The organism is Gordonia sp. (in: high G+C Gram-positive bacteria) (genome assembly GCF_047600565.1).
Taxonomy (GTDB): domain Bacteria; phylum Actinomycetota; class Actinomycetes; order Mycobacteriales; family Mycobacteriaceae; genus Gordonia.
In genome coordinates this window covers 2,529,382-2,548,842 of the sequence record NZ_JASGKN010000001.1, presented here as the reverse complement: position 1 = coordinate 2,548,842, position 19,461 = coordinate 2,529,382, and the positions used below count along the sequence as shown (strand labels likewise).

Annotated in this window: 19 protein-coding genes, 1 tRNA gene and 1 pseudogene; 11 read left to right on the top strand and 10 right to left on the bottom strand. The window is 67.9% G+C overall.

The annotated features are described in order from the left end of the window. Window positions 1-38: 38 nt before the first annotated feature. On the bottom strand, window positions 39-407 hold the full coding sequence (locus QM774_RS12360; protein ID WP_414976155.1) for a hypothetical protein: 369 nt from the start codon (window positions 405-407) through the stop codon (window positions 39-41). Beyond that, entirely contained in the window at window positions 404-604 is a 201-nt protein-coding gene (locus QM774_RS12355; protein ID WP_414976154.1) for a hypothetical protein, read from the bottom strand. Before QM774_RS12355 ends, QM774_RS12360 begins: the two co-directional genes overlap by 4 nt. Before the next feature lie 124 nt (window positions 605-728). Here QM774_RS12355 and QM774_RS12350 point away from each other — a divergent pair, with 124 nt between their 5' ends. From QM774_RS12350 to QM774_RS12330, 5 genes and pseudogenes are all read left to right on the top strand, one after another. After that, entirely contained in the window at window positions 729-1,256 is a 528-nt protein-coding gene (locus QM774_RS12350; RefSeq protein ID WP_414976153.1) for a hypothetical protein, read from the top strand. 98 nt (window positions 1,257-1,354) lie between these two features. Further along, entirely contained in the window at window positions 1,355-2,710 is a 1,356-nt protein-coding gene (locus QM774_RS12345) for a M1 family metallopeptidase (protein ID WP_414976152.1), read from the top strand. A 22-nt stretch (window positions 2,711-2,732) separates the two neighbouring features. After that, window positions 2,733-3,443, top strand: a complete 711-nt coding sequence (locus tag QM774_RS12340) for an aspartate/glutamate racemase family protein (RefSeq protein ID WP_414976151.1) — start codon at window positions 2,733-2,735, stop codon at window positions 3,441-3,443. Between the two features lie 60 nt (window positions 3,444-3,503). Then, window positions 3,504-3,866, top strand: a complete 363-nt coding sequence (locus QM774_RS12335; protein ID WP_414976150.1) for a MerR family DNA-binding protein — start codon at window positions 3,504-3,506, stop codon at window positions 3,864-3,866. Then, window positions 3,863-4,253: pseudogene (locus QM774_RS12330) on the top strand (PPOX class F420-dependent oxidoreductase). The gene QM774_RS12335 and the pseudogene QM774_RS12330 overlap by 4 nt, the downstream one beginning before the upstream one ends. 54 nt (window positions 4,254-4,307) lie before the next feature. On the opposite strand, the gene QM774_RS12325 reads toward QM774_RS12330, so the two are convergent. Together QM774_RS12325 and rfbA are read right to left on the bottom strand one after the other, a co-directional pair. Then, window positions 4,308-4,892: a dTDP-4-dehydrorhamnose 3,5-epimerase family protein gene (locus tag QM774_RS12325; RefSeq protein WP_414976149.1), complete on the bottom strand. Its 585-nt coding sequence runs from the start codon at window positions 4,890-4,892 to the stop codon at window positions 4,308-4,310. Further along, window positions 4,892-5,764 (bottom strand): glucose-1-phosphate thymidylyltransferase RfbA, encoded by an 873-nt coding sequence (gene rfbA / locus QM774_RS12320; RefSeq protein WP_414976148.1) that lies wholly within the window; start codon window positions 5,762-5,764, stop codon window positions 4,892-4,894. Before rfbA ends, QM774_RS12325 begins: the two co-directional genes overlap by 1 nt. A 50-nt stretch (window positions 5,765-5,814) precedes the next feature. Here rfbA and rfbB point away from each other — a divergent pair, with 50 nt between their 5' ends. Together rfbB and galE are read left to right on the top strand one after the other, a co-directional pair. Further along, window positions 5,815-6,825 (top strand): dTDP-glucose 4,6-dehydratase, encoded by a 1,011-nt coding sequence (gene rfbB / locus QM774_RS12315; protein ID WP_414976147.1) that lies wholly within the window; start codon window positions 5,815-5,817, stop codon window positions 6,823-6,825. 57 nt (window positions 6,826-6,882) lie between these two features. After that, entirely contained in the window at window positions 6,883-7,899 is a 1,017-nt protein-coding gene (galE, locus tag QM774_RS12310; protein ID WP_414976146.1) for a UDP-glucose 4-epimerase GalE, read from the top strand. Window positions 7,900-7,979: 80 nt separating this feature from the next. Here the strand turns inward: galE and QM774_RS12305 are convergent, their stop codons facing one another. Beyond that, window positions 7,980-9,218 carry an MFS transporter gene (locus tag QM774_RS12305; RefSeq protein ID WP_414976145.1) on the bottom strand — a complete coding sequence of 413 codons (1,239 nt, stop codon included), beginning with the start codon at window positions 9,216-9,218 and terminating at the stop codon, window positions 7,980-7,982. 85 nt (window positions 9,219-9,303) lie between these two features. Between QM774_RS12305 and QM774_RS12300 the strand changes: the two genes are divergently transcribed. Next, a tRNA-Thr gene (locus QM774_RS12300) sits at window positions 9,304-9,379 on the top strand. A gap of 142 nt (window positions 9,380-9,521) precedes the next feature. Here QM774_RS12300 and QM774_RS12295 read toward each other — a convergent pair. Continuing rightward, on the bottom strand, window positions 9,522-10,949 hold the full coding sequence (locus QM774_RS12295) for a cytochrome P450 (RefSeq protein WP_414976144.1): 1,428 nt from the start codon (window positions 10,947-10,949) through the stop codon (window positions 9,522-9,524). 81 nt (window positions 10,950-11,030) lie between these two features. Here QM774_RS12295 and QM774_RS12290 point away from each other — a divergent pair, with 81 nt between their 5' ends. Next, window positions 11,031-11,186, top strand: a complete 156-nt coding sequence (locus QM774_RS12290; protein WP_414976143.1) for a hypothetical protein — start codon at window positions 11,031-11,033, stop codon at window positions 11,184-11,186. A 2-nt stretch (window positions 11,187-11,188) separates the two neighbouring features. Here the strand turns inward: QM774_RS12290 and QM774_RS12285 are convergent, their stop codons facing one another. Further along, a complete protein-coding gene (locus tag QM774_RS12285) occupies window positions 11,189-12,457 on the bottom strand; it encodes a DNA polymerase III subunit delta' (protein ID WP_414976142.1) in 1,269 nt (422 codons plus the stop codon). A 173-nt stretch (window positions 12,458-12,630) separates the two neighbouring features. Between QM774_RS12285 and QM774_RS12280 the strand changes: the two genes are divergently transcribed. Beyond that, window positions 12,631-14,154: an adenylate/guanylate cyclase domain-containing protein gene (locus QM774_RS12280; protein WP_414976659.1), complete on the top strand. Its 1,524-nt coding sequence runs from the start codon at window positions 12,631-12,633 to the stop codon at window positions 14,152-14,154. A 152-nt stretch (window positions 14,155-14,306) separates the two neighbouring features. Here QM774_RS12280 and topA read toward each other — a convergent pair whose 3' ends face one another. Then, window positions 14,307-17,264: a type I DNA topoisomerase gene (gene topA, locus QM774_RS12275; protein ID WP_414976141.1), complete on the bottom strand. Its 2,958-nt coding sequence runs from the start codon at window positions 17,262-17,264 to the stop codon at window positions 14,307-14,309. A gap of 159 nt (window positions 17,265-17,423) precedes the next feature. Here topA and QM774_RS12270 point away from each other — a divergent pair, with 159 nt between their 5' ends. Next, on the top strand, window positions 17,424-18,014 hold the full coding sequence (locus tag QM774_RS12270; protein WP_414976140.1) for a hypothetical protein: 591 nt from the start codon (window positions 17,424-17,426) through the stop codon (window positions 18,012-18,014). A 162-nt stretch (window positions 18,015-18,176) separates the two neighbouring features. On the opposite strand, the gene QM774_RS12265 is transcribed toward QM774_RS12270, so the two are convergent. Together QM774_RS12265 and QM774_RS12260 are read right to left on the bottom strand one after the other, a co-directional pair. Beyond that, entirely contained in the window at window positions 18,177-18,758 is a 582-nt protein-coding gene (locus QM774_RS12265; protein ID WP_414976139.1) for a hypothetical protein, read from the bottom strand. A 286-nt stretch (window positions 18,759-19,044) separates the two neighbouring features. Beyond that, complete coding sequence (locus QM774_RS12260; protein ID WP_414976138.1) at window positions 19,045-19,254, bottom strand: cold-shock protein; 210 nt, start codon at window positions 19,252-19,254, stop codon at window positions 19,045-19,047. Between the last annotated feature and the right edge of the window lie 207 nt (window positions 19,255-19,461).

Below are 19,461 nucleotides of genomic sequence, written 5' to 3'. Positions count from 1 at the left end.
ACGAGCTCAGGAACCACCTGTCGAAAGGAGCCAACCCCCTACTCCGGCGGCTTCATGAACCGTGTCTCCGCCTCGCTGGGCATCGGTGCCGACGGCGGCGGTGTGGGACGCGGCGGCATCGACTGCGGCGGATGCGGCGGACCAGGGTGACGGGTGGGCGACGACGGACTGGGCACCGCACCGGGCTTCACGACGCCGTCGGCCAGCCCGCTGACGTAGTGCAGCGTGGTGGCGGCGTCGGCGTGCCACGGCATGCCCTGCCACAGCAGCAGCGCGTACAGCAGACCCAGCAGTAGGAAGAGGATGCCGCCGATGACGGTCGCCGGGCACAGCCCGATCCCGACGACCACGGAGGCCGCCGCGGCCGCCAGCGCGATCTTCTGCGGCGTCGTCAGCGGGCCGTTCATCGAGTGTCCGAACGATGCAGGAGTACGGCGGCGGGAACACCTGCGGCGGCGTCGGCCGCATCGCCGAACCGGAACGCACCGCCCACGATCAGGCTCACCAGGAACACGATGATCAGGAGTGCCGGCAGGAGCGGCGTCCTGGCGGCGACGGCGACGAACCGGTCGGCGGCGGAACGGCCGGGAGGCGGCTGAGTCATGACCGGAAACTAACACCCGCCGGACGCCGCCCACGACCCCCGGGCCGCCGGGTCCCCCGGACGACCGACCGGGCGAATCGCCCGATCCGGTCCATCCCGGCGACCGGTCCGTAGACTCGCCGCCATGCGGAAGAGGACCAGGAAACGTCTCGTCCTGCTCTCCAGAAGGGCCTGGATCGGGACGATCGCGGTGGCCGTCGGTCTGTTCCTGGCCTTCGTCGGCTACGGCTTCTACGCGTTCTTCATCGCCGACTGGTCCCGCATCCCCGATCCGCAGGGGATGTCGGCCGACGAGGCGGCCACCGACTTCGGCGCAATGCTTCCCGAGGACGTCGAGTTCGTGTCCGGCACCGTCTACCCGGTGGGCTTCGTCGGTACCCCGAGACTCGAGGCGCGCTACACCTCACCGGACGATCCGGCGACCACCGCGCACGCGATCGCGCGACTGAACCCGGCGTTCGGTCCATTCGAGACCGTCACCGACTGCGGGTACCCGAGCGCGTTCGGTGTCCGCGCCGGCTACGTGTGCACCGAGGGCGAGCCGAAGCTGCTGTCGCTCAGCGGGGAAGGTCTCAGTCTCGGATCGACCGGCTTCCTGATCGTCACGCGCGACGGCCGCACCGAGGTCTACGTGACGTCGATGGGAACGTGACCCGGGCCGGTGTCCGGCGGCGTCGAAAGCGGCCGCACACGCTCGACCGGCGGCCGGTAGGGTGAGGGCCGATCAGCCGAAGCGACGAGAGGTGCGGTGTGCCGAGCAAGTCGGGCAAGTTCGACCATTCCCCGACCCTGTCCGGCACCTCTCATGAACTCGATCCGTATCTGCCGCGCAACGGCAACCTCGGCTACCGCATCGCGCGCTACGACCTGGACCTCACCTATCGGGTGTCGGCGAACCGGCTCACCGGGGTCGCCGATCTGACGGCCACGTCGTATCAGCAGCTCGCGAAGTTCACTCTCGATCTGGCGTCGACGATGCGTGTGGAGAAGGTGACGGTCAACCGGAAGGCGGCGCGCTTCTCGCATCGCAGCGGCAAGCTGTCGATCTCCCCGCAGTCGCCGATCCCGGCCGGCGGCCCGATGGACGTCGTGATCCGCTACAGCGGCAACCCTCGCCCGGTCCGCAGCGACTGGGGCGAGGTCGGCTGGGAGGAACTGTCGAACGGCGCGCTGTGCGCCAACCAGCCGAACGGTGCACCGTCGTGGTTCCCGTGCGACGACCATCCCGAGGCCAAGGCGACGTATCTGTTCACGATCACCGCCGACAGCCCGTACTACGTGCTGGCGAACGGCGTGCAGATCTCCACGCGGCGCCGTGGCGCGACCACCACGTGGGTGTACGAGCAGGTGGAGCCGATGTCGACGTATCTGGCGTCGATCCAGGTGGGCCAGTACGAGCATCGGAAGCTCGCAGCCAAACCGGTCCCGGTGTCGGCGCTGCTGCCCGCCCGGTTGAAGACCGAGTTCGACGCGAGCTTCGTCAATCAGGTGAAGATGGTGGAGGTCTTCACCGAGATGTTCGGTCCGTATCCGTTCCCGCAGTACACGGCCGTGGTCACCGACGACCCACTGGACATTCCGCTCGAGGCGCAGAGCTTCTCCACGTTCGGCGCCAACCACTGCGACGGGACCCGCGATCACGAGCGTCTGGTGGCGCACGAGCTCGCCCATCAGTGGTTCGGCAATTCGGTGACGCTGGCCCGCTGGCGTGACATCTGGCTGCACGAGGGATTCGCCTGCTACGCCGAATGGCTGTGGAGTCAGCGCAGCGGCGGCCGCTCGGCCGACGAGTGGGCGCGCCACTACTACGAGAAGCTGGCCGCCTCGCCGGTGCGGGTGCCGCTGGCCGATCCGGGACCCAAGCAGATGTTCTCCGACTGGGTCTACAAGCGCGGCGCCATCACGTTGCATGCACTCCGCCTCCGTCTGGGCGACGGCGCCTTCTTCCAGCTGCTGCATCGGTGGACCGACAAGTACCGGTACCGGTCGGTCACCACCGAGGACTTCATCGCGCTGGCGAGCACGTACACCGACGCCTCACTGAACGACCTGTGGCGCGAGTGGCTCTTCGAACCGCAGCTTCCGGCTTTCCCTGCGCCTCATTGATCGTCGTGCCAACCTTCTAGGCATGACTGCTCCGACGCCTGCCCGCAAGAAGATCACTCTCGTCAACCCTGCCGCGAACGACGCCTTGACCGCGCAGATCGCGGCGACCATCACCTCGATGGAGTTCGCCGACGGCCCCGAAATCGCCGTCGTCACCCTCCCGGGCGGCCCCCATCTGATGGTGTCGCAGGAGAACATCGACAGCGTGGCCTCACCCCTGGTGAAGCTGATCGAACAGGACACGGACTCCGACGCGTTCATCGTCGGCTGCTACGCCGATCCCGGTTTGAAGGAGGCTCGTGCGGCGGCCGCGCCCCGCCCGGTGTTCGGCTTGAACCAGTGCGCGATCGGCACCGCCTTGGCCACCGGCAGCAAGGTGGGGGTGATCGCGGTGCAGGAGGTGGCGGTCGAACGTCACCGCAAGTACTACGAGGAGCAGGGTGTCGCCGACCGGATCGTCGGTGAACGCGCCGTCGAAGTGGACCCGGAACTCGCCAAGCAGGGCCCGACCGCCTTCACCCCGGAGATGGCGGCCCAGGCGGCGATCGCCGCGGGAACCAAACTGCGCGACGAGGACGGCGCCGACGTGGTCGTTCTCGGCGAAGGCGGAATGTCCGCTCTTCGCGTCCCGGTGTCGCAGGCCCTCGGTCTTCCGGTGGTGGATCCGAGCCTGGCGACGATAGCGATGGCCACTCAAGCGGTGCAGGACTTCGTCCCGCCCGCCGCGAACTGACTCGAGGTGTTGAAAACGTGTTCGTGACGGACACGTTTTCAACAGTCGAGGTTGCCTGCGGTGCCGCGCTCGTCCACCGGTGTCCGTCACTACGACGAGGGAACCGTACGGATCATCGATCTCCTGGTGCGGTTGCGCCGGACCGGAATGCCGGTCGCCCAGATGCGCGACTTCGTCACGATGATGGCGCAGGGTTCGCGCACCCACGGCCGGCGCATGCGGTTGCTGGAGAACCACCGCGAGGAGATCGAGGCACGGATCCGGGAACTCGTCGACGACCTCGATTCCGTCGACGAGAAGATCGCGCACTACCGCCGGCTGATCGATGAGGGACTCGACTGCGCTGAGGAGCCGATCACCGATCCCGGTGAATTGATCGAGCAGCGCCGCACCGGCGACCCCGACGGACAGGAAGACCGATGACTCTCGTACCCGACTCCCACCGTGACCTTCTCGACCGCCCGCTGTACGCGCATCTCGGCGACCATCCGGCCCGACGGCACCCCGCAGGTGAACCCGATGTGGTTCTCCTGGGACGGCGACCGGGTGCGCTTCACGAACACGACCACCCGGCAGAAGTACAAGAACGTGACCGCCCACCCCGAGGTCGCGTTCTCGGTGAACGATCCGGATCAGCCGTACCGCTACCTGGAGGTCCGCGGAGTCGTGGAGCGTATCGACCCGGACACGTCGGGCGTGTTCTTCGCCGAGCTGGCCGACCGCTACGGCCTGCCCATGGACGGCCCGGTCGGCGACGCCGAACACCGCGTGGTCTACGTGGTCCGGCCGACCGCGATCAGTCGTCAGTAAGCCCACACGCCCGGTTCCCGCTCGTTGAGCTTGTCGAAGCGAGCATCGACTGGGCTACGTCCAGCTGGGCAGCGCTCCGGCGGCTTTCGCCCCGGCGAGGGTCGGGGCGTCGCGGTCCTTGTCGGACAGGATGAACTCCAGAGGCGCGCCGCCGCGGTCGACGGTCGGCCACTCGATGCCCAGTGCCGGATCGAGCGGGCTGATGCCGTGCTCGGCGCCCGGGTTGTATCCGGTGGAGCAGAGGTAGGTGACGGTCGAGAAGTCGGCGAGCGCACAGAAGGCGTGGCCCAGACCCTCGGACAGGTACACGGCCTTGCGGTCCAGATCGCCGAGCAGGACGATGTCGTGCTCCCCGAAGGTCGGCGACCCCACGCGCAGGTCCACCACCACATCGATCACCGCGCCGGCGGTGCAGGTGACGTATTTGGCCTGTCCCGGCGGGACGTCGGCGTAGTGGACGCCGCGCAGCACGCCGGTGCCCGACACCGAGGTGTTGGTTTGTGCCACGTGAAACTCGTGACCGATCAGGTCGCTGAGGACGTCCTGCTTGAACGACTCCAGGAACAGTCCCCGATCGTCGCCGTGCTGGACGGGGGTGAACTCCCAGGCGCCCGGGATCGTCAGCGCACGTACCTGCATCAGTGGTTTCCCGCCTCGATCAGATCGAGCAGGTAGGCGCCGTACCCGGATTTGGCGAGTTCACTCGCCCGCGCCCGCAGCTGATCGTCGTCGATGTAGCCGAGGCGCCAGGCGATCTCCTCGGGCACCGCGATCTTGAGGCCCTGGCGTTCCTCGACGGTGCGCACGAAGTTTCCGGCGTCGAGCAGCGAATCGAAGGTGCCGGTGTCGAGCCAGGCGGTGCCACGCGGCAGGACCGTGACGTTCAGTGCGCCGCGTCGCAGGTATTCGGCGTTGACGTCGGTGATCTCGTATTCGCCGCGCGCCGACGGCGTCAGGCCCCGCGCGATCTCGACCACCTCGTTGTCGTAGAAGTACAGTCCGGGCACCGCGTACGACGACTTCGGCTGCGCCGGCTTCTCCTGCAGCGAGATCGCCTTGCCGGTGTCGTCGAACTCGACCACCCCGTACGACGACGGGTCCGCCACCCGGTAGGCGAAGATCGCGCCGCCCTCGACGGCGTCGAAGCGCTGCAGCTGTCCGCCGAGTCCGGGCCCGTAGAAGATGTTGTCGCCGAGGACGAGGGCCACCGAGTCGTCGCCGATGTGGTCGGCGCCGATCACGAACGCCTGTGCCAGACCCTTCGGTTCGTCCTGCGTGGCGTAGGTCAACTCGATCCCGAACTGCGAACCGTCGCCGAGCAGATGCTCGAACGACGCACGGTCGTGCGGGGTGGTGATGATCAGGATGTCGCGGATCCCGGCCAGCATGAGGGTCGAGAGCGGGTAGTAGATCATCGGCTTGTCGTAGACCGGGACCAGCTGCTTACTCACCCCGAGAGTGATCGGGTGCAGCCGCGACCCCGTGCCGCCGGCCAGGATGATTCCGCGCATGGTGCCACCCTATCGGTATCCTCGGGGCACCCTGGGGAAAGCGAGGAGCGATGCGGGTTCTGGTGACCGGCGGGGCCGGTTTCATCGGCTCCAACTTCGTGTTGCGCACTCTTGCGACGCGGCCCGACGTCGAGCTGACCGTCTTGGACAAGTTCACCTACGCCGCGAATCCGCGGACACTGGAACCGGTCGCCGACCGGCTGCGCGTGGTGAAGGGTGACATCGCCGACGCCGACGCGGTCGATCCCCTGGTGGCCGGGGCGGATCTGGTGGTGAACTTCGCGGCCGAATCGCACAACGACAATTCGCTGCGCGATCCGTCCGTGTTCGTGCAGACCAACGTCGTCGGCACCTCGGTGCTGTTGGAGGCGGTGCGCCGGCATGATGTGAAGCTGCACCACATCAGCACCGATGAGGTGTACGGCGATCTCGACCTCGACGACCCGTCGAAGTTCACCGAGTCGACGCCCTACAACCCGTCGAGCCCGTACAGCTCCACCAAGGCGAGCAGCGATCTCCTGGTGCGCGCGTGGGTGCGGTCGTTCGGGGTGCGCGCCACCCTCTCGAACTGCTCCAACAACTACGGCCCCTACCAGCATGTGGAGAAACTGATCCCCCGGCAGATCACGAACGTGCTGACCGGTCTGCGCCCCAAGGTCTACGGCGACGGCCGCAACGTGCGCGACTGGATCCACGTCGACGACCACAACGACGCCGTCTGGACGATCATCGACAAGGGCGTCGACGGGGAGACCTATCTGATCGGCGCCGACGGCGAAGTGGACAACCTGACCGTGGTGAAGACGATTCTGCGGCTGCTGGGCCGGCCGGAGGATGCGTTCGACTTCGTCACCGATCGTCCCGGGCACGACCGCCGCTACGCCATCGACTCGACCCGTCTGCGTACCGAACTGGGGTGGACGCCCCGCTACACCGACTTCGAGTCGGGCCTGTCGGCCACCATCGACTGGTACCGAGATCACAGTGACTGGTGGGCTCCCAGCAAGGATGATGTGGAAGCGTCGTATGCGAAGACGCAGCGGCCTCTCTCCGCTCCTTGAGTTCGTCCCCGCTCCTTGAGCCTGTCTCCGCTCCTTGAGCTCGTCGAAAGGAATCACATGCGCGTTCTGGTCACCGGTGGTGCCGGCTACATCGGCTCGCACACCGCCCTGCAACTCCTCGATGCCGGGCACGACGTGGTGATCGCGGACGACTTCGCCAACTCCAAGCCGTCGGTGATCGGCCGGCTGGAGGAGCTGTCGGGCAAGACCATCCCGGTCTATCGCGTCGATCTGACCGATCACGCCGCCACGAATGCGATCTTCGACGCCGAGAAGCTGGATGCGGTGATCCATTTCGCCGGGTTCAAGGCGGTCGGCGAATCGGTGGCGAAGCCTCTCGACTACTACGAGAACAATCTGGACAGCACGTTCTCGGTGCTGCGGGCGATGGACGCGCACGGGGTGCGGAAGTTCGTGTTCTCGTCGTCGGCCACCGTCTACGGCGACAATCCGGTGCGGGAGCGGACCGAGGACATGCCCACCTCGGCGACCAATCCGTACGGCTGGACGAAGGTGATGATCGAGCAGGTGCTGCACGACGTGGCCGATGCCGACGAGTCGTGGCGGATCGCCGTGCTGCGGTATTTCAATCCGGGCGGCGCGCACCCGAGCGGACGGATCGGCGAGGATCCGAGCGGTATTCCCAACAATCTGATGCCGTTCATCACGCAGGTCGCGGTCGGTAAGCGGGACAAGCTGTCGGTGTTCGGCGACGACTACGACACCGAGGACGGCACCGGTGTCCGCGACTACATTCACGTCGACGATCTGGCGGCCGGGCACATCGCGGCCTTGGACAAGCTGGACGCGACCGACGACGCCTGGTCGGTGTGGAATCTCGGCACCGGCGAGGGGGTCTCGGTGCTGGAACTGGTGAACGCTTTCGCGAAGGCGAGCGGCCAGGAGATCCCGTACGCGATCGATTCCCGTCGCCCCGGCGACCTGCCCGCGTACTGGGCGGACCCGTCCCGCGCGCACGCCGAGCTGGGCTGGCGGGCGACGCGCACCGTGGACGACATGTGCGCCGATTCGTGGCGATGGCAGTCACAGAACCCGGACGGCTACCCCGACTGATCCGCCGTTCGCCCTACTCCCCCGTATAGCGTCACTCACCTGCGTATGCGCGCTCAGTGTCGCTATACGACGAGTCTGGGTCAGATGTCGACGGCTTGCTCGCGGTGTCTACGGGTTACGGGGACGGGGCCTCGTTTGCTGACCGCGACGACGACCAGACACACCAGGCACATCACGGCACCGAAGGTCAGCATGGCCGGGTAGCCGACGCCGGTGTGTTCGTTGAGCCACGCCATGATCGCGGGGGACGCGAAGCCCAGGTAGGTGAGGCTGTAGAAGACGGCGGTGAGTCCGGCGAGGTCGTTCGGTCCGGCGATGCGCTGCACTTCGAGGAGACCGGAGATGAGGGTCATGCCGTAGCCGCAGCCCAGGACGCCGGCGGCGACGAGTCCGACGGCGATGGAGGTGGTGGCGGCGGAGACTGCGGCCAGCACCATGCCGGTGCCGGCGAGGATCATGGCGACGACGCTGCTGAGCGGGGAGCCGGGCCGGTCGATGCGGCGGCCGAGGGTCTGGACGAAGAATCCGGCGGTCAGGCCGATCAGGCAGCACAGTCCGGCGAACACGATCTCCCAGCCGGAGGTCCGTTCGGTGAGCAGGGCGGGGATGACGGCGTAGGCGACGGCGCAGGTGCCGAACACCCAGGGTGCGGTGGGGGCGACGGTCAGCCAGAAGCGGCGGCGGCCGGCGGACGGGATCTTCAGGTCGTCGAGAAGCGAGCCGCCCCGATCCTCGAGCCGGTAGGTAGGCCGGGTCTCGGGTGCGCCGAGCAGCAGCGTGAACGCGACGAGAGCGAGGGCGATGTTGATCAGGTACGCGAGCTGGTTGGGCCACGGCGCCCATTGGGCGAGGAGGGCGGCGACGGCGGCACCCAGTCCGAAGCCGGCGGTCAGGGACAGGGCCGCGCGGCGCGCGCCGGCGGTGGCCGAGGCCCCGGCCCGGTCGGAGAGTTCTTTGATCCAGCTGCCGCCGACGGCCATGGCGAGGCCGAGGGCGATGCCGCTGAAGACGCGGCCGACGGCGAGCAGGGCCACCGAGTGCGCGCCGGCGGCCAGCAGGGCCGAGCCGAGGGCGGCGATGAGCGGGGACGGCAGCATGAGGGGGCGTCGTCCGTAGCGGTCGGACATCGGTCCACCGATCAGCAACGCCGGAACGATGCCGAGTACGTAGGTGAACAGGAGGGCGTCGACGACGACGCCGGAGATGTGCGAGTGGCCGCGGTACATGACCAGCAGCGGCGTGAACTCGTTGCCGCCCCAGGCCGCCGCGAAGACGGCGAGGCTGACGCCGGCCCAGGCCGATTTTCCGCTGTTCGACACGGGATGCACCCTAGGTGTGCGGCCCCGGTTTTGCCTAATCAGAGCCGCAGTAGCTACCATCGAGCACGTTGTCTTTCGACAGCACGCCGCCTTAGCTCAGTCGGTAGAGCGAGTCACTCGTAATGACTAGGTCAGGAGTTCGATTCTCCTAGGCGGCTCCACCAGACGGCCCTTCCGGTTCACCCGGGAGGGCCGTCGTTGTTCTCGTCTCACGCGGTACTGCACGAAGATGGCAGTGGAGGCGTCACCGGGGGCGATCTGCCCTCGGTGACGCTCACCCTGCCATTTTCGTGCGCGCTGTTTTCAGTCGATGCGCGTGGCGTGCACCAGCCCGCCGCGGGACGGGATCATCGTGACATTGCGAGCGCGGGGCGCCTCGGCGGGGCGGTCGGTGGTCTTCAGGTCGACCCGTCGGAGGATCTCGCCGACCACGGTGTGCAGTTCGGCGACGGCGAGCGGGGCACCCAGGCAGCGGCGGATACCGCCGCCGAACGGCATCAGCTCATATGGATTCGGGCGGACACCGAGGAAGCGTTCCGGACGGAATGCGAACGGTTGGGGATACAGGTCGTCGCGGTGGTGCAGCAACAGGATGCTCACCAGCGCGTTGTTGCCGGGCTCCACGCGCATGCCACTGAACTCGAACGGCGCGAGGAGTTCGCGGCCGATGATCGGTACCACGGGCCGCACCCGCATCGACTCGTTGACCAGCGCCTCCACGTAGCCGTCGTCGCCGGCCCGGGCGGCGTCGCGCGCGTCGGCGTAGACGCCGGGCGTGCGGGTGAGGCGTTCGAAGGTCCAGGCGACGGTGTTGGCGGTGGTCTCGTGACCGGCCAGCAACAGCGTCATCAACTCGTCGCGGATCTCGCTGTCCGACAGCGGCTTCCCGTCCTCGGTGCGCGCCGACAGCAGCAACGCCATGATGTCGTCCCGGGAGTCGTGGTCGCCGGCGGCGCGGCGCTCGTCGAGCACGCGGTACACGGTGCGGTCGACCATCGCGAGCACCATCTTGAGCACGCCGACCGGACGTTCACTGCGCATGTTCGCCAACTGGGTGGCCGTGGCCAGAGGCGTCGTGGACAGACCCAGCAGCCGCAGGATCGCGGTGCGCATGGATCGTTCGGCAGGTGTCGCGTCCTTCGGATCAGGCAGTCCGAAGACGGCCGACATGATCACGTCGAGGGTGATCTGCTGTGCGATGTCGACCAGCTTCACCTCGGTGCCCACCGGCCACGACCGCAGGCCGGCGTCGGTGGCTCGCGCGATGCTCTCCTGATACGCGGCGACCGCCTTGCCGTGGAACCGCGGCAGCAGCAGTGCACGCTGCTGACGGTGGCGGTCCCCCACCGAGGTCAGCACCGATTCGGGCCCGACGATCGGGGCCAGCGGCGACTGCCGCACCGACGACGGCGCATCCGCTTCGTCGGCGAGCATCAGCTTCTTGATGTCCGACGGCTCGTAGATCACCACCACCGGCGCGGGACCGCCGCGCAGGTGGTAGCGCAGGGGCGCGCCCCCGTGCCGGACGGCGTCGCCGAACAGCAGATCCCCCTGATGCAGCAGAAAGTGCAGCGACTTGGAGAATCCGCCGAGCGGATAGAACGTCCGGTGATCCACCAACGCTACCGGGCCCGCACCGTCCGCCTCGCCGATGCCGGACGCGGCATCGCCGGGTGCCAGCTGCCAGTGCCGCACTCGTACTGTCCGGGGTGGACGGGTCGCAGTCGTCATACCGATCGCCTCCTGCCCACCGAGGATAAGACTCTGCGGCACTGTTCGGAGCGGATTCGACGGCAGGCCTACACTCGAGGCATGTCTGAGTTCACCGACAAGATCAAGGAGAAGGCCGAGGCCGTCTCCGCCGCGATCGACAACGAGCTGACCGTCCTCGAAGGCGCCGGCGGAGACGATCCGCTCGCCGACCACGAAGCGAAGAAGGCAGCCGAGAAGGCCGACGACTCCGAATAGTCTCAGGCGGAGCGGCGGCGGCGGAGTTCCCCGCCGATCCGCACCATCATCGCGTCGACCGCGAACTTCGGTTTGACGTTCTCGTCGAGCGCGGTGCGGCATTCGAGCACTGCCTCGATGCAGCCCAGTAGTTTCTCCGGCGCCGCGTAGGCCGCCATCGCCGACGTCAGATCGGCTTCCTTGTCCGGGTGCATCAACGTCACCCGTGCCCCCATCGAGAGCGCGAGCGCGTCCCGGAACAGCGCCGCCAGATCGACCAGCGCGCGGTCGAGGTTGTCGCGCACGATCCGGGTGCGCCGCGACTTCTGCCGCTTCTCCAGTTCTTTGATCACGCCTGCGGTGCCGCGCGGCGGCCGGGCCGTGCCTTTCCCGGTGCCGCCCGCACCGAGGGCGGTCATCAGTTCTTCGGTCTCCGGCTCGTCGAGTTCGGCGGCCAGCTGGTCGGCGACGGTGGTCGCCGCCTTCACCAGCGCTTCACCCGCGGCGTACATCTCGCCCTCGCGGACCGCGGCGCGGGCGAGCGCCAGCGCCTGCTCCCGCTGGGCTCTCGCCTTCTCGTCGGTGGCCAGGCGACGGGCACGGCCGACGTGCCCACCGGCGACACTCGCCGCCCACTGCGCCTGATCGGCGTCGATGCCTTCGGCCGTCAGCACCTGCGCGATGGCGTCGGCGCCGGGTGCCGTCAGCCCGACGTGCCGGCATCGGGATCGCAGGGTGACAGCGATGTCCTCCGGTGCCACCGACGGCGCGCACAGCAGGAAGATGGTGCGCTCCGGCGGCTCCTCGACGGCCTTCAAGAGGGCGTTGGCGCCCTGCTCGGTGAGCCGGTCCGCGTCCTCGACGACGACGATCTGCCAGCGACCGGTGGTCGGCCGGCGCGCGGCCATCTGCACGATGTCGCGGATCTGGGCCACCGAGATGCTCAAGCCTTCGGGCACGATGTGCCGCACATCGCCGTGCGTACCGGCGAGCACCGTCGTGCAGGCGCGGCATTCGCCGCACCCCACCTGTCCGGGGTCCTGGCATTGAAGGGCCGCGGCGAAGCAGGTGGCGGCCACCGAACGACCGCTACCGGGCGGCCCGGTGAACAGCCAGGCGTGGGTCATCGCCGATCCGCCGGCCGGCCTGGCGATCTCGTCGCCGAACATCGAGACGGCGCCCAGGTCGGTCTCGTCCAGCGATGCGGCCGCCCCTCGGGCGGCGGTCGCGGCCGCGGTCAACTCGGTCGCGACCGCGTCCTGGCCGATCAGCGCGTCAAAGACATTCGTCACATCGTCCAGACTAAAGCCCTGTTCAGACAGACCCGACACCGGCGAACCGTTAACTATTGCAAGCACCCCCGGTAACCTTGGACAACGTGGTACGAACTCGGTCGAGGTTCACCAAGAACCTGCATACGGCGCGCTGGCTGGCGCACACGCCGTGGCCGATTCTTGCCCTCGACATGCTGCGGGCGAACCTGCTCGGCGCACTGTTCACGTTCGCGTTCCTGCGGTTCGGCATGCCCGACGCCGACGCGATCAGCCTGAACGAGATCAGCGCCCAGAATCAGGTCTTCTTCCTGGCGTATCTGGTCGTCGCCGTGCTCATCGGCGCTTGGGCGTCGATCCGTCTGAGCATGCCGGTCCTCATCTGGCATCGGCGCCGCAGCCGCCTCGACGACGCGAAGTCCCGGCACCGCGCACTCGCGCTGCCCATGCTGCTCACCTACGTCAACGCCGGTCTCTGGCTGATCGGCGGCATCCTGCTGACCGGGCTCAGTCTGCGCGTCTCCACCAAGGACGCGGTACTGGTGGCGATCGCGAGCACCGTCGGCGGTGTGGTGACGTGCGTGCTCAGCTTCCTGCAAGCCGAGCGGGTGCTGCGGCCGATCACGGTCGCCGCGATGGCCAACGAGCCGGAGAACACTCCGGCTCCGGGCATCACCACGCGCATCACCATCTTCTGGCTGATCACCGTGGCGTTGCCGATGGCCGTCATCATCGTGTTGATCACTCTGCAGCGGACCCACGTGCTCGCCGCCAGCGCCCAGGACATCCAGCGCCCGGTCCTGTGGATGGCGGTGGCCGCGATCGCCTTCGGCATCCTGGCGCTGACCCGTCTGGTCAGTTCCATCACCGACCCGATCAAGCAGCTGCGGATGGCGATGAATCAGGTCCGCAACGGCAACCTGAACGTCGCCGTCAAGATCTACGACCGCAACGATCTCGGTCTGCTGCAGGCCGGCTTCAACGACATGGTCGACGACCTCCGTGAACGCCAGGAACTGCGCAACCTGTTCGGCCGCTACGTCGGCGAGGACGTCGCGCGCCGCGCCATCGAGAGCGGCACCGAGCTGGGCGGCGAGGAACGCTACGTCGGCGTCCTGTTCGTCGACATCGTCGGCTCGACCCGACTGGCGGTGACGCGTCCGCCGCGCGAGGTGGTGGACCTGCTCAACGAGTTCTTCGAGATCGTCGTCGAGGTGGTCGGCCGGCACGGCGGCTTCGTCAACAAGTTCCAGGGCGACGCGGCGCTGGCCATCTTCGGCGCACCGCTCGAGATCGACGACTTCGCGGGGGCGGCCCTGGCCGCCGGCCGCGACCTGCGAGTGGAGCTGACCCGCCGTCTCGGTGACGTCGACATGGGTATCGGTGTGTCGGCGGGCAAGGCCGTGGCCGGGCACATCGGTTCGCAGCAGCGCTTGGAGTACACGGTGATCGGCGACCCGGTGAACGAGGCGGCCCGCCTCACCGAGCTGGCGAAGGACGAGCGCACCCGCGTACTGGGTTCGGCACGCGCCGTGTTCCTCGCCTCGGATGCCGAGGCCGAGAACTGGGAGATCGGCGAGGGCGTGGAGTTGCGCGGCCGCGGCATCGAGACCCTGCTGGCACGGCCCAAGCTGGACCGGATCGCCCCGGACGTACTCACCGACACCGACGACGACACCCACGACCCGGGCAGCCGGGTGGAGGACCAGATCGTCTGACGCTGAAGCCGGTCGACCACCTGTCGACGCGAGCACTGCCTCCTTTCGACAAGCTCAAGGAGCGGGCGAAACTCAAGGAGCGGGCGAAGCTCGAGCAGCGGGTCGACGCTCAAGGAGCGGAAAGAACCTCGCGGAACGCGAAGAACGGCCGGCTACGCCTTCTTGGCCGCGGTCTTCTTGGCGGCCGTCTTCTTCGCCGTCGTCTTCTTCGCGGTCTTCTTGGCCGCCTTCTTGGTGGCCTTCTTGGCCGGACCACGGGCCCGACGATCGGCGAGCAACTCCATCGCCCGCTCCGGGGTGATGGTGGCGACCTCATCGCCCTTGCGCAGGCTGGCGTTGGTCTCGCCGTCGGTCACGTAGGGGCCGAAGCGGCCGTCCTTGATGACCATAGGCTTGCCGCTGGCCGAGTCGTCGCCCAGTTCACGCAGGGGCGGGGCGGCCGCGGCACGGCCGCGACGCTTGGGTTCGGCATAGATCTTCAGCGCCTCGTCGAGCGTGACGGTGAACAGCTGCTCCTCGTTGGCGAGGGACCGCGAGTCGGCGCCCTTCTTCAGGTACGGGCCGTAGCGGCCGTTCTGCGCGGTGATCTCCTCGCCGTCACCCGGGTCGACGCCCACCACGCGCGGCAGTGACAGCAGCTTGAGCGCGTCGTCGAGCGTGACGGTCGAGATGTCCATGGTCTTGAGCAGCGACCCGGTGCGCGGCTTGGGGCCGGCCTTCTTCGCCGCCTTCTTCGCGACCTTCTTGGCCGCCTTCGCCGGAGCCTTGGTGGCGACGGTGCCGGCGGTGACCTCGTCGAGGGCGACGACCTCGTCACCGGAGCCGCCGGCCGGCAGGGTCTGGCCCCCGTCGGGCGGGGTCGGGCCGGCCGGGATGGTGGCGGGTGCACCCGCGTCACCCTCGTCGGGGTCTTCAGGCAGGATCTCGGTGACGTAGGGACCGAAGCGGCCTTCCTTCACCACGATCTTGTGGCCGGTGGCCGGGTCGACGCCGAGTTCACGACCTTCTTGGGGGGTGGCGAACAGCTTCTCCGCGACCTCGATGGTCAGTTCGTCCGGCGTCATGTCGGCGGGCAGGTTGGCGCGCTGCAGGTCCGGCTCGGCGTCGCCGGTGGCGACGTTGCGTTCCAGGTACGGGCCGAAGCGGCCGACACGCACGTAGACGGGGCGGCCGTCGGAGTCGTCAAACAGTTTGATGGAGTTCACTTCGCGGGCGTCGATGCCTTCGAGGTTGACGCCGACGAGCTGCTTCAGTCCGCCGAGCCGCGCGATCGCGCCGGCCGCGTCGTCGCCGGAGTCGGCACCGTCGTCGCCGAAGTAGAACTCGCTCAGCCAGCGGGTGCGGTTCTCCTTGCCCTCGGCGATCTGATCGAGATCGTCTTCGAGGGAGGCGGTGAAGTCGTAGTCGACGAGACTGTTGAAGTAGCCCTCCAGCAGCCCGACCACGGCGAACGCCACCCACGACGGCACCAGGGCGTTGCCCTTCTTCACCACGTAGCCGCGGTCCTGGATGGTGCCGATGATCGACGCGTAGGTCGACGGGCGGCCGATGCCCAGTTCTTCGAGCACCTTGACCAGCGACGCTTCGGTGTAGCGGGCCGGCGGATTGGTCTGGTGACCGTCGGCGGTCGGCTCGGTGGCGGTGAGCTGCTGGCCTTCGACGAGGTTCGGCAGCCGGTTCTCGGCGTCGTCGGCCTGGCCACCGGCCTCGGCGTCGACGGTCTCGACGTAGGCGGACAGGAAGCCCGGGAACGTGATGGTGCGGCCCGACGACGCGAACACGACCCTCTCGCCGGTGGCGGCGGTGCCGCCGATCCGCAGGCTCATGGTGGTGCCCTTGGCGTCGGCCATCTGGGAGGCGACGGTGCGCTGCCAGATCAGTTCGTAGAGGCGGAACTCGTCGGTGTCCAGATCCTTCGCGACCTGACCGGGGGTGCGGAAGCTTTCACCGGCGGGGCGGATGGCCTCGTGCGCCTCCTGCGCGTTCTTGACCTTGCGGGTGTACTGGCGCGGCGTCGGGTGCACGAAGTCGGCGCCGTACAGCTCCTTGGCCTGGGCGCGGGCGGCGCCGATGGCCGAATCGGACAGCGTGGTCGAGTCGGTACGCATGTAGGTGATGTAGCCGTTCTCGTACAGCCGCTGCGCGATGCGCATGGTGCGGTCCGACGAGAAGCGCAGCTTGCGGCCGGCCTCCTGCTGGAGGGTGGAGGTCATGAACGGCGCGTACGGGCGACGGGTGTACGGCTTCTCCTCGACGGACGACACCGTCATCCGGGCACCGTCCAGGCCGGCGGCCAGCGCGGTCGCCTTCGCCTGGTCGAGCACGACCGTGCCGGCGGCCTTCTTCAGTTTGCCGTCCGGCCCGAAGTCACGACCGGCGGCGACGCGGGCGTCGTCGACGGAGACGAGACGGGACGAGAAGGTGCGGGGGGCACCGGCGTCGGCGCCGGCATCCATGGTGGCGGCGAGGTCCCAGTAGTCGGCCGAGACGAACGCCATGCGCTCGCGCTCCCGCTCGACGATGATCCGGGTGGCGACGGACTGCACGCGGCCCGCCGACAGCTTCGGCATGACCTTCTTCCACAGCACCGGGGACACTTCGTAGCCGTAGAGGCGGTCCAGGATGCGGCGGGTCTCCTGGGCGTCGACGAGGTCGATGTCCAGGTCGCGCGGGTTCTCGGCGGCGGCGATGATGGCGGGCTTGGTGATCTCGTGGAACACCATGCGCTTGACCGGCACCTTGGGCTTGAGGACCTCGAGCAGATGCCAGGCGATGGCTTCTCCCTCGCGGTCACCGTCCGTGGCTAGATAGAGCTCGTCGACCTCTTTGAGCAGGGACTTGAGCTCGGTGACCGTCGACTTCTTGTCGGCGGACACCACGTAGAGCGGCTCGAAGTCGTGGTCGACGTTCACACCGAGGCGCGCCCACTTCTCACCCTTGTATTTGGCGGGCACGTCGGCGGCACCGCGGGGCAGGTCACGGATGTGACCGCGGGAGGATTCCACGATGTAGTTGCCGCCGAGGTAGCCCGCGATCTTGCGGGCCTTGGTCGGGGACTCGACGATGACGAGCCGACGCACGGCGGGGGAATCGGTATCGGTGGCGGCCACGGGTGCCCTTCGTAGAGAGAAACGCTGCTCGCTGCCGTTTGTACCTTATATAAGGGGTCCTCTGCACGTCGGCTCACCAAACGCGTCGCGCCGTGATGCCCCTTCTGTCCGTTCCGCCGGGCTACTCTGACGTGACCCCGAGCCTTCTAGGAGAGTGCCGTGAACCGCACGACCATCGCCGCCGTCGGAGCCCTGACGGCCCTTGCGGCCACCCTGTCGGCCTGCCATTCGGAGAAGGGCGCCGATACGGGTTCGGTGAAGGTCGACCATCAGATCGGCACCGGCGACACGGCGATCACCGTCAGCTTCGCCACGCCCAAGGGCTGGACCGTCGAGCAGTCCGGACCGGACCTGTACCTGCTGCCCGAGGGCCGTCATCTGAGCAGCGGTTTCAGCATCAAGGACCGCACCGAGATCACCGACGAGAAGGAGGCCAAGAAGGCCGGCGACGTCTCGGTGATCGAGATCAGTGCGCTCGCTTGCGGCCAGATCCAGTCGCAGATCGCGTCGGGCGGACAGTCGCAGCCGGTCGGCGTGTGGACGATGTACGAGATGCTCGACCGCATCCGGACGCCCGTCTACTCGACCGTCAGCGACTTCGCTCTGCCGTCGTCGGATCCGAGCGCCTGCACGAAGGCCGTACCGCTGGTGTACGCGTCGGACAGTGCCCCCGGCGGCCAGCCGGCGAAGACCCCGGCCGTCGACACCGCCAAGAAGGACCTCCTGCCGGGATTGACCTTCACCGAGTGACCGTCAGGCAGGGGTTGGTTTCGACACGGGCCGGTTCCTGAGCCTGTCGAAGGGCGGCGCCCGGCTCAACCAGCGTGGGCACGGACCGGTTCCTGAGCCGGTCGAAGGGCGTCGCCCGGCTCAACCAGCACGGGTTTCGACACGGCTCAACCGGCGAGAAGGTCAGGCGGGGGTCGGCCAGGCCGCCTGCGCGGCGGCGCCGGCGGGAGCACCGCCGACACTCTCCAGCAGGCGCGCACGCCGCTTGCGCCCGGTGATCCGCAACGACGGCTGGTGGCCGTGCGAGCCGACCAGCGTCGGGGCGATGCCTACGCGCATCAGTGCCGTCGCCAAAGCGCCGTGGGTGTCGGGGGCGTGCGGATCCAGCCCGAGCACGTAGTGGATGCCTTCCGGGCGGCCCGAGGCGAGCACCCAGAACCTCAAGGCGCGGGGGCTCGGCGTCCATCCGTCCGGCACCGACTTCATGGCACCGGTGGTCCAGTCACGATGCAGGGCGGTCAGACGCGGCGTCACCTCGGTGCGCGCGATGGGTGTGCCCTCGTCGGAGGTCTCCGCCTCGGCCGCCAGTCCGCTCGCCGCGATGTCGGCCGCGATCGCCTCGGCACGCCACACATCGGCGACGACCACGGACACGCGGGCGCCGTCGGGGGTATGCACCGACTGCCCCTGAGCGGCCAGAAGACCGGCCAGGTCGTCGATCGCAGGTTCCTCCGTGTCAGCGGAGAACAACGACAACTGGCTCACAGCGAAAACTCTACCGCTGCCACACCCGTCTCATCCGACGCACGAGCCGGGGAGCGCGACTACCCGGGTGTCGCGAGCCGCGTCCGACGGTGGTCTGAATACTTCAGCGGTGAGGTCACGGGGGGAATCTTCCCTCGTGTGGTCGCATGTGCAGAGGTGAGACCGGTCAGACGAGGAGCGGGGAGAGTCGAGGAGCGAGGGAAAGCTCAGGAAGCGCGGATGCGAGAACTCCCGGCCCCGATCGAATGATCGGAACCGGGAGTTCTGTGCATGAGATCCGGAAGGATCAGCCTTCCACCGGGGTAACGCCGGTGGCCTGCAGACCCTTGTCGCTCTGTCCGAGCTCGTAGTCCACGCGCTGGTTCTCCTCCAGGGTACGGAAGCCGTTGCCCTGGATCTCGGTGAAGTGAACAAACACGTCGCGGTTGCCGTCATCCGGAGCGATGAAGCCGTAGCCCTTTTCCGAATCGAACCACTTCACAGTTCCCTGTGCCATTTACTGCATACCTCTTCTTGCTGCATTTTTCCGCCCGAAGGAATCGGGACGGAGGCCTGTTCCGACCGCCATACTCTGCAAACAGACCCTCGCGAAATGCGAAGAAAAACCGCTCAGTACCACGTTCGCAACCTGCTTCACATCGGTGAAGCGTGCGACCACCTTCCACCTAACCATGTCCCGGACGAATAAGACACCCCTGGAACC